This window comes from Mucilaginibacter sp. 3215 (assembly GCF_050433785.1).
GTDB lineage: Bacteria > Bacteroidota > Bacteroidia > Sphingobacteriales > Sphingobacteriaceae > Mucilaginibacter.
On sequence record NZ_JBNPWO010000006.1, the window covers coordinates 138,213 to 151,993 of the forward strand.

The following is a 13,781-nucleotide window of genomic DNA, read 5'->3' on the forward strand; positions in this document are numbered from 1 at the left end:
CCAAAACCTAATCCTCCGGCTTTTCCTTAGCGTCCGCCATCCTCACTATCCTCGGCTGAAAGCTGGCTAATACATCAACCAGATCATGCTGGGCGGCCATCACAGCATGGATATCCTTGTACACCATCGGCGCTTCGTCCAAATCGCTTCCCATCAGGGTGATGCGTTTATCTACGAGATTAGCAGCTACCGCTTTCGGGTCGACAGTTTTGAAGGCGGCGCTTCGGCTCATTAAACGGCCTGCACCGTGTGAGGCTGAGTTGATAGAAGCCGCATCACCCTTACCACGTACCACAAACCCAGGTGTGCTCATGCTGCCGGGAATGATCCCCAGTACACCTTCACCTGCCGGTGTTGCGCCTTTTCGGTGAACCATTACTTCGGTACCATCGGCAAGCTGCTCTTTCCAGGCAAAGTTGTGGTGATTTTCTATCATCATTACCGGTTTAAGGTTAAGCGCACGTGCTATTTTATTATGGATCTCGTGGTGGTTGGCACTGGCATAATCGCCGGCCAGGTTCATGGCAATCCAGTATTCCTGCCCCTCGTCATTATCCAGATTTAACCATGCCAAATGCTTGGCCTCCTGCGGAAGCTTGGTTTTGCTCATGGCAATTTTTGAATAATGATCGGCAATGCTCCCTCCAAACCCGCGCGAACCTGAGTGCGACAATAAAGCGAGGTAACTACCGGCCGGGATGCCCTCAAGCGCACCTTCGGCAACGGTAAGCTCACCCCATTCAACAAAGTGGTTGCCGGTACCCGAGGTACCCAATTGTGAATAGGCTTTATTCTTCAGGTTCCGGATTGTCTTGGTTTCGCTCCATACAGGGCTGTCGAACAACGAAGTATCAAAATGCGTTTTGGTAACCCCGCCAATGCCGAAGTTGGTATGATCAAGCAAAAGCCCTTTAAGCATGTCTGTTTCGGTATCAACTACACCAGCGGGCAAATCAAAAATACTCAAACACATACGGCATGCAATATCCACTCCAACTGCAAAGGGGATGATGGTATTAGCGGTTGTAGCCAGTACACCGCCAATAGGCAAGCCGTAACCCTGGTGCGCATCGGGCATTAAAGCCCCTGCCACGGCAATGGGTAATTTAACCGCGGTTTTCATCTGTGCAAGTGCCCCCACCTCAATATGCTCAAGACCGTAAACCGGGAAGTCGGCAATTTCCTGTTTCAGGGCAAAATTGGTTCGGGGCTGTTTCAGGAATTTTCCTTCTTTTCGTAAGTCGATTACCGCTTCGGCCAGGTTCTTGAACTTACCGCCTTTTTTAAGGGCGTAAGGCATCGGGTCATCAATAAGGGCTTCAAGGTTGGCCAGGATCTGTTCCTTATCCATTACACCGTGTTTTAACAGGCCATTGGCCACACGGCTAAAGTTCTCTAATATCTTTACGTCGTTAATGCCTAGTGAGGTTAATTCGTTGTTGCTTATTTTTATCTTTTCCATAGCGCTCTTAAACCTCCGCCAATTGGCGGAGGGGTTTCTTAATTAGCTGCTTTTGTTATTTAACGATACAAAGTAAAATTGCAACTGCGCAATGTATTTGCGCAGTAAAAAATAATTTAATAATATTATAAAAAAAATGAGGAGTTGGATTTAATCCGCTATTCATTTATTAAGACCGTCATTGCGAGGTACGAAGCAATCCCCAATAGGTAGAGCAGCTATGCAGATCTCCCTGTAAAGTTTGGGATTGCTTCGTACCTCGCAATGACGGGTGTTGACAAACATCCTAAATCCGAAATCAAAATATGCCCGTAAACCGCAATGCCCTTATCCGTTACCGAACCATTGACAGTTGCCTGCAAAACCGCCGCAGGCAATGGAGGCTTGACGACCTGATTGAAGCCTGCTCCGAAGCTTTGTACGAGTACCAGGGGATAGACAGCGGGGTGAGCCGCCGCACCGTACAGGCCGATATTGAAATGATGCGCAGTAATAAGCTGGGGTACGAAGCGCCTATTGTAGTGGTTGATAAAAAGTATTACACCTACTCCGACAAGAATTACAGCATCAATAACATCCCCCTCAATAACCAGGACATGCAGGTGTTGAGCGAGGTAGCCGGTTTGCTGGGCCAGTTTAAAGGCCTGGGGCATTTTGCCGACCTTAACGAAATGGTAACCAAACTGGAAGACAAGATCTACAGCCAGAAGACGCACAGCACACCGGTGGTTGATTTTGAAAAAAACGATAACCTGAAAGGTTTGGAATGGATTGAGATCATCCGCAAGGCTATTGTAGCTAAAAACACGCTGTGTGTTAGCTACCAGTCGTTTAAGGCCAGGGAGGCCAGTACATTTTGTTTCAGCGCTTATTTGTTGAAGGAGTACCGTAACCGATGGTTTGCGCTGGGCGTATCACACGTAAGGAATAAACCACTGCTTACCCTGGCGCTCGACAGGATTCAGACTGTGGAGGTACATATTGACGAGTACATTGAAAACACCCGGATCAATCTCGCTACTTATTATAATGATGTGCTTGGCGTTACCAAATCGCCGGGTCAGCGCGATAATGAAGTCATATTTTGGGTAGATGATAAAAATGCCCCGTATGTTATTACCAAACCATTGCACCACACGCAAAAAATATTAAAAGTTACGGCAGACGGAACAATATTCAGCATTAGGGTGATCATGAACTTCGAGCTGGAGCGTGAATTGCTCGGTTTCGGGCCTAAACTGAAAGTGCTTGGTCCGCGGATCCTGGTTAAACAAATGAAGGATCTGTACCGAAAATCACTGGAGCATTATGCTGGGGATAGCCCTGTACCGCAGGGAAAGAATTTGAGCAGTTTGTTAAATTCGTGACGTAAAGCATTTATATTAGTGCTAATGATAAGCGAAAAAGAAACTACCGGCCTAAGCAAATTTTTAAGCCTGGTATTACGTCATCAGCCCGAAGTAATAAATATTAAACTTGATGAGCAGGGCTGGGTAGCCGTTGATGAGTTGCTGCTGAAAGCGGCTGCGCATGGTAAAGCCATAACTCTTGAAATACTGAACCACATAGTTGAAACTAACGCCAAAAAGCGTTTCGCATTTGATGATGCCCGGCAGAAGATCCGCGCCAGCCAGGGGCATTCGGTTGAGGTTGAGCTGGGTTATGAAGCACAAATACCACCGGAAGTGCTATATCACGGCACAGGGAGCCAGTCGGTTGATGCGATTTTGCAAACCGGGCTCGAAAAGCGGAGCCGGCAACATGTACACCTAAGCAACGACTTGGAAACGGCTGTTAAGGTTGGTCAACGCCATGGTAAACCTGTGGTGTTAACCGTTGCAGCAGGCAAAATGCACCGGCTGGGCCATAAATTCTACCTGTCGGAAAACAAGGTGTGGCTTACCGATTTTGTACCGACAGATTTTATCGGAAAATATTCTTCTCAGGCAGGATAAATCGGAAATCGAACATCCGAATTCCGAAATTGGAAAATGACATTTTTTTGACTTTTGTACCAAATTAGTCGAAACTTTATTTTAAAAAACGCTTGCAGGTTAAGTAGCAAACCTGTTACATTTAGGAAATTATAAACTGAAATGCCAAAGCACATCCTAATTATTTACGTATTGGTTGCCTGTTGTATCCTGGTTATTATGGTCAACTCATTTGTTAAAAACAGGTTAAACAAAAAAGCTGAAGACCGGCGGATCCTGAAACCCGTTAACCGTTCTTAACTATTTTTTAAATCCATTAAGAAGGCCGGCCCTGTGATCAAAGCGGGGCTGGTTCTGAAAAGCATCGAGATCTCCTGATGCTTATATGTATTGTTTATCACCCGTCGTTTTTTTGAAGTTTAAACAAGCCGGTATTAAAATATACGTTGAGGAATTTTTTTTCGCTAAGACGCAAAGATTTTTTTGCCTTTGCGTCTCAGTGCGCTTATTTAATCGCTGACGTTTGCTATTCTGCTAAAATCCATCAAAAACAAAAGTTTCGTTTACAAGCGGTTTCCTTGGCAGCATTTCAGGTCGGATACTGGCCTGGTACACAAACGAGGCTACGATGATGGCGGCCTGTTTCAGATCGTCTATCATCAGGTGGTCGTAGTCGTCCATATTGCTGTGATGTGTGCGGGTTTCATAATCAATAGGGTCTTGCACAAACTGGAAACCCGGTATGCCAGCCCAATCAAACGCCAGGTGATCGGTCGACCCGGTATTGGCCATAGTTACCGTTGTGGCACCAAGGTCATTAAAGGGTTTTAGCCACTGTTCAAATATCGGTTTCATTTTTTCGTTGTTTTGCGCAAAGATCCCCCTGATTTTTCCGGTACCATTATCCAGGTTAAAATAGGCCGATACTTTAGCCTGCTCGGGCTTTACAGTAAATTTAACGCCATCCCTGAAATGTTTTTTAACGTAGCCGAATGAACCGAGCAAACCCTGCTCTTCGCCGCTCCAAAGTGCAATGCGAATGGTGCGTTTTGGTTTAAGCCCAAGCGAATCGAGCAGGCGAACGGCCTCCAGCATTACAATGCAGCCCGCGGCATTGTCGGTTGCACCGGTAGCTGCCTGCCACGAATCAAGATGGCCGCCCAGCATCACCAGCTGCGATTTTAGCTTGGGGTCGGTGCCAGGAATTTCACCCACTACGTTATAGCCGTTTGTATCTTCGGTAGATGTTTTGCCCGTAAAATTCATGGCCAGCTCAACTTTTTGGCCCGATTGGATCAGCCGTTTGATTTTCTGTCCGTCCTCCGAAGCCATGGTAACCTGCGGTACAGTTTCCGGATCAGTTAATTTATAGCCGTAGCGGCCTTGCACAAAAACGGTTCCGTTAACATTACTGCGGCCCGCGCTAATGAAAGCCAGCGCACCAGCATTTTTCAATATGCGGTCTGCCGTTTTAAAGATCTTAAGGTATTTAGTAGTATACATGTCGATCATGGAGCGGGATACCATATAAGTATCCTTCAGGTTGGCTAATGAGGTGTCGGCCAGTCTTTCGGCCGATGGCTCAAAGTCCTTTTTGTAATCAGCCGCATCACCGGTAACCAGCACAAATTTGCCTTTAATCCCGGCAGCGTGACTATTCAGATAAGTAGTATCTATAGCCTGTGCCGATGTAATTACCATAACTTCACCTTGCAGCAGGCCGTTGCTGCCGGGGCTCCATGGATTGGGGTAAGCCCTGATCTGTGCATTATAGGGTGCGCGCATCATCATACTGAAATCCAGCACTTCCCATTGTTTGCCAAAAGTGCCCCAGGGCTCGGTAGCGGCATTGCTCATTCCCCATTTTTTCATGGTGGCAACCGCCCAACTTGCTGCCCGGGCATAACCCGGTGAGTTGGTTAACCGCGGACCGGATACATCGGTTAAATAATGCGCTATCTGCGGAATTTGGGAACTGCTAAGCTCTGCCTTGCGGATGCGACTGAAAGCTGCAGTATCAATAACTTCCTGCTGGGCGTAGCTACCGGTACCGGCAAACAACAACGCGCCGAAAATAAAATTGCGTTTTATATATTTCATAGTGAGGGTTTTAGATTTGAATATAAGGCTTTTAGTTTGAAAAACATAAATAAGAGAGGGTAAAACCTGGACTAAGCCGTGCAGTTAACACAATAAATATTGGTAATACCGCTGATATTCATTAAATAACGTAAAACCCGCATCCCGAAAGCGTATAAACACTATGTTACCCGGGTGTTTTTATCGTCAATTTTATCTTCTCTAATTAAAGCCATTTAACCCAGAGGCTATTTGCAGTTTTCTGAATCAGCAAATAGTTGAAGCAATAGTATTTATAGTGTTCGGGCCGCCTGTATATGGCTTTAAATGTTTGTGAACCAACAATCAAATTATATAAACTTAAAACTACAACCTATGTCTTTTTTATCAAAAATGTGGGATCATGTAAAATCCCTGTTCCACAACGCTTCAGACGTTGTACATGAAATCATTACCGTAGCCGACAAAGTTGCTAACGGACTCAAAAACCTTGAAGCAAGCCAGGCTGGCCAGTTTTTGGAAACGACACTGGAAACCCTGGTGCCGGCATCAGCAGTAATTGTGAATGGCATTAAATTATGGCTGCCCAAAGTGGTTACCGATTTAAACTGGGCAGTACAGGAAGATGGCAAAACAGATGCGCAAAAAATAGCCGATGCGGTGGCTTATTTAGCAAAACTGAAAGGTGCCAATCCCGATGCTTATGCCAGCCAGCTGAACACGTTAAATGCACTGATTCAAAAATGGATGTCGGACCAGCAGGGTGCCGGGCTCAACATTCAGCAGGCCCTCACCATTAGCCAGGTAAACCATAATCCCGACCTGGTTTCGGCCCAATGATATCAAATTGCTGAGTACTGCACACCAGGGGCCGCATCATAAAACAAATGATGCGGCCTTCTTTTTTATAATTATTTTAATGATATGACTGGTCTTTCTTTTAAAGTTTGAGAGCGCTTCGCCTGTATGTAACAATATGCTATCATGTTCAATTTAGTTTGTTTTATTAAGCTTCATAATAAGATATTTATAATGTTGAGTCGGAGCCGGTTTTCCGCCAACCTGACGTTTGTAAACCTTTTTTTATTGAAGATAAAAATGATGAAACGGATATTGTTTTGTTTACTTATGCTGATGACTTGTTTAGGAAACAAGGACGCGAGGGCACAGGCGGTAAATGGTAATTTGCCGCGGTTACTCATCAGGCTGGATGATATCGGCATGAACCATTCTGTAAATATGGCTTTGCTTAAGGCTGCTCAAACAGGCATGCCGCTTTCGGCTTCGGTGCAGTTTGCATGCCCCTGGTACCAGGAAGCAGTTGAAATACTAAAGCAATATCCTAATGTTACGGTTGGGGTCCATCTTACATTGACCTCCGAATGGAAAAATTATCGCTGGGGGCCTGTAACCGGCCGTACGGCTGTTCCGAGCCTGGTTGATTCAAACGGGTATTTTCCGCAATCAACGCGGGCGTTTGCTAAAAGCGGCTATAAACTTAGCGAAATTGAAACCGAGTTGTCGGCCCAGATTGAAAGGGCGCAGGCATCGGGATTAAAAATAACCTATATCGATCCGCATATGGGCATAGCGCTTTCAACGCCCGAATTGCGTGCCCTTACCGAAAAACTGGCTCGTAAATATAACCTGGCCATATCAACCTTAAGCAGCATAACTTATTTCGGCGAAACCTATAAAGAAATGTGGGGTGAGCCTATCGCTACAAAAAAAGCGGCGTTTTTAGCTTATGTAGGTAAGCTTAATCCCGATAAGCCAAATATGATGGTGCTGCATACCGCTACTCCGAGCCCCGAGATGGATGTGCTGGTAGATATGAACAGTAACATGATGAACTCAAAAGAGGGTAAGCCCCTTACCAGTTTGCACCGCCAAACCGAACTTAATGCCTTGCTCTCGCCCGAGTTTGCAGCAATGACGGGCAAAAAGTTTCAGATGATCAATTATCAGCAACTGATTGCCGGTAAGGATATTAGGGTACTTAAAGCGGCAGATAATAAATAAGTACCTATTTTTTTGAAGTAGCAACTACGACAATACCGCCTATAACTAATAATCCACCAAGGTAGGGCGGCCAGTTAACGGTTTTTTCCCTGTCGGCCGATACCTGTATAGGGCCGGCATCAATGATCTTTTCTTTTTTGGTGTAAGTAAAGCCTGTCCAAATGAGCATGGCCGCGCCTACAATAATGAGTACGATCCCTATGGCTTTGTTCATGGTTATATAATTTGGTTATTTTATAATAAATAGCTTTTAGTTACTATTTGTTTTACGCTTGTCGTTCAGATTGACATATTAAGTTTTTTTGCTTTCAACTTTTCTTTAGATTAGAAGCCTGGATCCGGGGTGAATGGTTTTCCAATAACATCCTGAAAATTAATTACCGTAGATGCGAGATGATCTGATACTGGAAACCATATCGGTTACCAAAAACTTTTTTGGGGATAAGTCTTCGGGGGTTAATAACGTTACCATTTTTATTCCGAAAGGAAAGATAACAGCGATAGTAGGTGAAAGCGGCAGCGGGAAAACCACTTTGCTTAACCTGTTATATGGTACCCTGGAGCCCGACCATGGTGAGGTGTTTTTTAAGGAGGAGCAGGTATTAAGCAGGCAAAAAGGTATTCAGCATGCCCACAAGGTTATGCGGATGGTAGCGCAGCACGATAACGATCTTGATCCGCGAATATCGGTATGGGACACCATATGTGAAGGTTTGCCGGCCGAAGATCAAAGTCAGGCTATCCATCATGTTACCGAAGCTTTGAACCTTTTAAATATCTACACCATTAGGGAAATGCCCTTTGGTAAATTAAGCGGTGGTGAAAAGCAGCGCGTAACCATTGCCAAAGCATTGATTAGCCGCCCGGAAGTTTTACTGCTTGATGAACCCTTTAACCAGGTAGATGCCACCTATCGGGAAGGTTTACAGCACGATATCAGGTATGTTGTAAAGGAATGGGGAGTTACGGTAGTATTGGTATCGCATGATCCTGCCGAAATTCTTTCTATGGCCGATGAGCTGATTGTACTTAAAGAAGGCGAAATAGTGGAAAATGGCAGTCCCGAACAGTTATATCATTCGCCTAAATTAATGTACACAGCGCAAATACTGGCCAGCTGCACCCGGCTAACATCGGCCCAGGCAAAAATTTGCGGCATAAAAAGTAAACGCAGCGTAGTAGTGGTTTACGCAGAGCATATTAAAATAAGTAGCCTGGGCGCCAAATGGCTGGTGAAAATGGTGTTGTTCAAAGGCTTTTTTGAGGAATTGATTGTTGAAAAAGATGGTTTAACACTGCGGGTACTCAATTACGACAGGCGTAAGTACCCCGTTGGTAGTAAAGTGAGCATTAGTATCAGTAAGTATTTTGAATTTGGGAAGTGGGAGAGTTGATTTATACTTTTGTCTCTTTGGGACCTTTTAATAAAAATGTTGTTGCGAGGAGGAACGACGAAGCAATCTCGTAGCTATGCAAGCCGGCCATGTATTGGCTACGAGATTGCCGCGCTGCGCAATGACATAGTTTTTATTTTTTTTCGTTCCAGCGCTTGCCGTTACTTCGCTACCGCTAATTCTCCTGTTTTCGCCTTTCTGTATTTTGATAGATTGATCAGCAACACGCTGCTCAATATTACAACCAGCCCAATAACCTGGATCAGCGTTACATGTTCGCCTGCAAAAATTACCCCCAATAATACGGCTATCACCGGGTTAACATAGGCATAAGTACCAACCTGGGTGGCCGGCCTCACCTGTAAAAGCCATACATAAGCGCTAAATGCCGCTATCGATCCAAATATAATGAGATAAGCCAGAGCATACCAGCTTTGTGCCGGTATAGCGTGCCATTGTACGGTTTGTACCTCGTTGTTAAAAAAACTTGTAGGAATAAAAAATATGCCGGCTCCAAGCATTTGCCAGGCCGTATTTACCGATACGGAGCCTTTGGTGTTATAATGTTTTGAATATAATGATCCGGAAGCCCAGCCCAGTGTACCAAGTAAAAGCAATATCATTCCTGGTAATTTTGAAGGGCCTGCCGATGATCCTAATACATCCGCAATCTGATCACGGAATAAAAGTATCACACCTATAAAGCCAATAATGAGGCCGACAATGGTGCTTTTGCTTTTAAAGTTGGTGCTCCAGTTTGGTTTATCAAGCAACACAAACCAAATTGGCGGCGATGTTACCATAATGGCCACCATAGCACTTGGTAAAGTTTGTTCGGCCCATATTACGGCGCCGTTACCTATTACCAGCAACAGGAAACCGCTTACCGCCGCGTGCAATATGTTTTGTTTTACAAAAATCTTTTCACCCTTAATTGCACACCACGCCATTAACAGCAAACCCGCCGTAAAGAAACGCAGCGCGCCCAACAGCAGCGGCGGAAAACCAGCTACTGCAATTTTTATAAAAAAGTAGGTAGAGCCCCATACTATATAAACAGTGGCGAAAGCTATAATAACTAATATGGGCGAAGTGGATTTTGCGGTAGTAGGTGCCATGATATATTATTTTTCGGGTATAACCAATTGTTGTTGTTCTTTTTTGGTTTCGAGCACTATGGTGGTGCGGGTGCTCAAAATATTGGGTATTTTACTGAAGTGAGTGCGCATTAAATTCATTAGCGATGCCGAATCGTAAGTGCGTACTTTTATTAAATAACAGTCCTCGCCGGCTATATGGTGTACTTCCTGCACTTCGGGTATTTTGGCCAGTTCGCCTGATGTGGCATCACTCCCGGGCCCGTCGGCGGCTTTCATAAATATAAAAGCAAGCATTTTTTGATGCAAGGCCGCCGGATTGATGCGCGTTGTATATTGTTGGATCACATTTTTTTGTTCCAGTTTTTTTACACGCTCCAGTATGCCGGATGGCGCCATGCCAAGCTCACGGGCCAGGTCGGCATTAGAGATCCGGGCATTTTCCTGCATCAATCGCAAAATATGCAGGTCGGTTTTATCTAAAATAATTTCCGGTTCGTTAATCATACAGTAATATTCGATATAAATTGAATAAAGTTCAAATATTTTTAATTAAAATGAATTTAATTCGACAAAACTATCTTTATGATGTTTGAACATCAGTTGCTTAAGTCGCTTCTGCAATCAAATAAATATTGTTTTAGCTGTCTGAAATGACTTTTTGATATGCAATAGTTTTTTTTGAAAAAAAATTAAAATGTTTTTAAATCACAATCGTCTTTATCTTTAAAAAGGATAAAGAAATTGACAACAGCGATAATGCCTCAGGACAAAAACAGCCACATCATACAAACAATTGCTTCGTATGGTAAAAGCCTGTTGGGATTTATTCGCCGGAGGGTAAAAAACGATGCCGACGCCGAGGATATACTCCAGGATGTTTGGTACCAGTTTAGCGCTGTTATTAATTCTGAACCGATTGAACAAACCAGCGCCTGGCTATACCGGGTGGCCCGGAACAAAATAACTGATAAGCATAAAAAAAAGACGGAAACCCTGCTTGATGATATGCTGGCCGATGATGAGGATTATGACGATGAGGCACCGGACTTTAAAGCCATACTCCTTACCGAAGCTACCACTCCCGAAACCGAGTATTTGCGCAACCTTTTTTGGGAGCAGTTATTTTTTGCGCTGGATGAATTGCCCGAAGAACAAAAACAGGTATTTGTTTGGCATGAGCTCGAAGATATCCCCTTTGAGGAAATTGCCAAACGTACCGGGCTAAATACCAACACGCTGGTATCAAGGAAACGTTACGCCGTACTACACTTGCGCAAACGGCTTGCCCAGCTTTACACGGAAATTACTGAATATTAAAAATTAAGACATTATATATCATGAAACCATTCTTTTATAAAAGGCGATTTTTTTTCATCCCGCTTGGGGTGCTCGCTTGCCTGGCCGTCATCAGCTTTGTGGTAATGCAGCTGTGGAATAATTTATTGCCGGATATTTTACATGTAACAACTATTACTTACTGGCAGGCCGTTGGCATATTTATTTTATGCAAGATTTTGTTTGGTTTTGGGAAAGGCGGCCCTAAAGGCGGAGGAGGTGCCCCTTGGATGCGCGGACGCATGGCCGAGCGTTTTAAAAATATGAGCCCAGAAGACAGAGATAAATTCCGCGCTCAGTGGGAAGACCGCATGTGCGGATGGAAAGGCCACGGGCATGGCAGGTTTAGCCGTGACTGGGACGATTTTAAGACTACCACAAACGAAGAAAAGAAGACTGAGTAAGCAATCAGCATGTCCGGCTTTAAGCTTTGTGCATTCCGCTTTCAGCTTTATAAATAAATATTTATCTACCTCAAATAACATAACAATGGATGTACTGGTATTTGCAACAAGTGTACGGCAGAGACGGCAGGTGAGCCGGGTACAAAATTTATTAACCAAAATACCTGCCGTAGCCCAATGGAACTTTGACCTGGAAGACTGCGATAATATTTTACGGGTGGAGGCTGAGGATCTTTCACCACGTTATATCGAATCGTTGTTACAAAAGGCCGGCATCCATTGCCAGGAGCTTGATTATTAATACCTGTTTACAATGACAGCCTCGCTTGAACGTAAGCTGATCCGATGGGTCCATATCTTGTTAAGCATCCCAGTTGTAGGGTATATTTATGGCCCGGTGGCTCAAATTCCTAACGCGGCTGCGGCGGTAAAATGGGTATTCTTCCCAATAATAGTACTTTCGGGCTTCTGGCTGTGGAAAGGCTATTGGTTTAAAAAGAAATACAAAAATTTAGTTAAGTGATTGTTTGGCAGCCCGGCTTATTTTTTAGCCGGGCTGTTTATTTCAATCCAGTAGCCGTCCGGATCCTGGAAATATAGTTGTAGTACGCCATCGGCCCGGTAGGTAGGTTCTTTACTGTCGCCTTTCCAGTTTGAGTAGAGGATATTCATTTGATCAAGCGTTTTTGCAAACTCTTTTACCGACGAAACAGTGAAGCAAAGGTGTACGCCTTTAACCTGTTTTTCGTTCCGTTCGGCCTGTATAACGTGTAGTTTTACATTATTGCCAAGACTATACCATTGGTGTACGGTATCGGCAAAGGGGTTGGCAACTTTTTTAAGGTGTAATACTTTGGTATAAAATTCGGTGCTTTTTTTAAGGTTACCGGTAGTAATGGCGATATGATCAATTACCGGTGAGATATCGGTACGGTTTTGCGCTTTGCAAACCACAGGTAAAAGCACAGTTATTGCCAGCAGCAACCTGGTTAGTTTGGCTGTTTTAAAAATTATTGATAAAGATCTCATTGTTAGGATTAGTAATTTAAATGCCTAAAGATATAGGTTTAGCATTATGGTTAAAGTAATGCACAAATAAATTACACAAGCATTCAATGAAAACTGAATATCAATCTTTCGTCCAGGGGATTAACACAATTGATATTGTGTAAATTCCAGTCATTAATATCAATAAGGCCCGCATCGGTCCTGTAATGACTGTCATCAACAGGGCATTTTACTACATATCCAATATCTTTAATCAGCACAATTATTGGTCTTGCACCGCAAACCTTGCAGCAGTTACAATCAACCGATCCTGGTATATTTACATAGCCCCTCATACTTCATCCGGCGTTTAATTAGTTTTTAATTGCGATTAGCTATCAGGTCAATCAACTTTGTTGAAGTACTCGTATTTTATCCTCAAAAATTAAAAAAATGCTAAATGAGAATAAAATCCTCCATAAAAATATAATACGTATGAAACTGAATTTATGTTACTGCCCTTTGCAGATTATTATTTATTTAAGAGAATAATAATAGTTTGTTTGTATTTTACGGTGCCGTTTTATATTAATTTAACGCTGCAAACAGCTATGGAGCAATATCATTATCGATGCTTATAACCTTTCTGGCTATCGGTTTTTTGTTTGTTTGGATTAACCGGGCCATGGCGCGACGGAGTTCCTGAGTTGTAGCTTGAAATAGTTGTCGACTGATGATTATTCCACTGTAACATTCCTTTTACCGCTTTGTTGCCGCACTCTTATGGCATGATAAGTGTTTGACCATAGTTTATCTATCGAAAACTAATAAATCATTTGCTATGAAAACTACTGTTTCACGCTCAATTTCATTATTAATATTAGTAGCAATGGGCTTTACAAGCTGTTCGGCCGAATACCGGGAACGACACAGGCGACGACATGACGAAAGGGTTCGTGTACACGAACGGGTAGTTATACATAATTAAACAGGTAAATACAGCAAAACAGGCCGTGCTTCATCAGCACGGCCTGTTTTGTTTATGGCGTTTAAAAACCGGGATT

The 13,781-nt window shown here is 43.7% G+C and carries 17 protein-coding genes; 11 read left to right on the plus strand and 6 right to left on the minus strand.

What is annotated here, in order from left to right; translation table 11 throughout:
* Positions 1-7: 7 nt before the first annotated feature.
* On the minus strand, positions 8-1,462 hold the full coding sequence (locus ABIC84_RS13110; RefSeq protein WP_426589414.1) for an RtcB family protein: 1,455 nt from the start codon (positions 1,460-1,462) through the stop codon (positions 8-10).
* Positions 1,463-1,767: 305 nt separating this feature from the next.
* Between ABIC84_RS13110 and ABIC84_RS13115 the strand changes: the two genes are divergently transcribed.
* From ABIC84_RS13115 to ABIC84_RS13125, 3 genes are all read left to right on the plus strand, one after another.
* Positions 1,768-2,829, plus strand: coding sequence for a helix-turn-helix transcriptional regulator (locus tag ABIC84_RS13115; protein ID WP_429263808.1), 1,062 nt, complete (start codon positions 1,768-1,770; stop codon positions 2,827-2,829).
* Positions 2,830-2,853: 24 nt separating this feature from the next.
* A complete protein-coding gene (locus ABIC84_RS13120) occupies positions 2,854-3,417 on the plus strand; it encodes an RNA 2'-phosphotransferase (RefSeq protein WP_429263809.1) in 564 nt (187 codons plus the stop codon).
* 141 nt (positions 3,418-3,558) lie between these two features.
* Positions 3,559-3,696, plus strand: a complete 138-nt coding sequence (locus tag ABIC84_RS13125; protein ID WP_167516184.1) for a hypothetical protein — start codon at positions 3,559-3,561, stop codon at positions 3,694-3,696.
* A gap of 234 nt (positions 3,697-3,930) precedes the next feature.
* On the opposite strand, the gene ABIC84_RS13130 is transcribed toward ABIC84_RS13125, so the two are convergent.
* On the minus strand, positions 3,931-5,496 hold the full coding sequence (locus ABIC84_RS13130) for a M20/M25/M40 family metallo-hydrolase (protein ID WP_429263810.1): 1,566 nt from the start codon (positions 5,494-5,496) through the stop codon (positions 3,931-3,933).
* A gap of 354 nt (positions 5,497-5,850) precedes the next feature.
* Between ABIC84_RS13130 and ABIC84_RS13135 the strand changes: the two genes are divergently transcribed.
* Both ABIC84_RS13135 and ABIC84_RS13140 read left to right on the plus strand, forming a co-directional pair.
* Positions 5,851-6,315, plus strand: a complete 465-nt coding sequence (locus ABIC84_RS13135) for a hypothetical protein (protein WP_139159911.1) — start codon at positions 5,851-5,853, stop codon at positions 6,313-6,315.
* Between the two features lie 294 nt (positions 6,316-6,609).
* On the plus strand, positions 6,610-7,497 hold the full coding sequence (locus tag ABIC84_RS13140; protein ID WP_429263811.1) for a ChbG/HpnK family deacetylase: 888 nt from the start codon (positions 6,610-6,612) through the stop codon (positions 7,495-7,497).
* 4 nt (positions 7,498-7,501) lie between these two features.
* Here the strand turns inward: ABIC84_RS13140 and ABIC84_RS13145 are convergent, their stop codons facing one another.
* Positions 7,502-7,711 (minus strand): hypothetical protein, encoded by a 210-nt coding sequence (locus tag ABIC84_RS13145; protein ID WP_090524308.1) that lies wholly within the window; start codon positions 7,709-7,711, stop codon positions 7,502-7,504.
* Between the two features lie 172 nt (positions 7,712-7,883).
* Between ABIC84_RS13145 and ABIC84_RS13150 the strand changes: the two genes are divergently transcribed.
* Entirely contained in the window at positions 7,884-8,891 is a 1,008-nt protein-coding gene (locus tag ABIC84_RS13150; protein WP_429263812.1) for an ABC transporter ATP-binding protein, read from the plus strand.
* Between the two features lie 161 nt (positions 8,892-9,052).
* Here the strand turns inward: ABIC84_RS13150 and ABIC84_RS13155 are convergent, their stop codons facing one another.
* Entirely contained in the window at positions 9,053-10,009 is a 957-nt protein-coding gene (locus ABIC84_RS13155) for an EamA family transporter (RefSeq protein ID WP_429263813.1), read from the minus strand.
* 6 nt (positions 10,010-10,015) lie between these two features.
* Positions 10,016-10,495 carry an Lrp/AsnC family transcriptional regulator gene (locus ABIC84_RS13160; RefSeq protein ID WP_429263814.1) on the minus strand — a complete coding sequence of 160 codons (480 nt, stop codon included), beginning with the start codon at positions 10,493-10,495 and terminating at the stop codon, positions 10,016-10,018.
* 252 nt (positions 10,496-10,747) lie between these two features.
* Between ABIC84_RS13160 and ABIC84_RS13165 the strand changes: the two genes are divergently transcribed.
* The 4 genes from ABIC84_RS13165 (at position 10,748) to ABIC84_RS13180 (ending at position 12,253) form a co-directional block, all read left to right on the plus strand.
* Positions 10,748-11,308 carry an RNA polymerase sigma factor gene (locus tag ABIC84_RS13165; protein ID WP_090524319.1) on the plus strand — a complete coding sequence of 187 codons (561 nt, stop codon included), beginning with the start codon at positions 10,748-10,750 and terminating at the stop codon, positions 11,306-11,308.
* A gap of 20 nt (positions 11,309-11,328) precedes the next feature.
* Positions 11,329-11,730: a hypothetical protein gene (locus ABIC84_RS13170; RefSeq protein ID WP_429263815.1), complete on the plus strand. Its 402-nt coding sequence runs from the start codon at positions 11,329-11,331 to the stop codon at positions 11,728-11,730.
* Between the two features lie 85 nt (positions 11,731-11,815).
* Positions 11,816-12,031 carry a hypothetical protein gene (locus ABIC84_RS13175; RefSeq protein WP_429263816.1) on the plus strand — a complete coding sequence of 72 codons (216 nt, stop codon included), beginning with the start codon at positions 11,816-11,818 and terminating at the stop codon, positions 12,029-12,031.
* Between the two features lie 12 nt (positions 12,032-12,043).
* Positions 12,044-12,253, plus strand: coding sequence for a hypothetical protein (locus ABIC84_RS13180; RefSeq protein ID WP_112652120.1), 210 nt, complete (start codon positions 12,044-12,046; stop codon positions 12,251-12,253).
* Between the two features lie 17 nt (positions 12,254-12,270).
* On the opposite strand, the gene ABIC84_RS13185 is transcribed toward ABIC84_RS13180, so the two are convergent.
* Positions 12,271-12,759: a VOC family protein gene (locus ABIC84_RS13185; RefSeq protein ID WP_429263817.1), complete on the minus strand. Its 489-nt coding sequence runs from the start codon at positions 12,757-12,759 to the stop codon at positions 12,271-12,273.
* 799 nt (positions 12,760-13,558) lie between these two features.
* Here ABIC84_RS13185 and ABIC84_RS13190 point away from each other — a divergent pair.
* Positions 13,559-13,705, plus strand: a complete 147-nt coding sequence (locus ABIC84_RS13190) for a hypothetical protein (RefSeq protein ID WP_175489897.1) — start codon at positions 13,559-13,561, stop codon at positions 13,703-13,705.
* Positions 13,706-13,781: the final 76 nt, after the last annotated feature.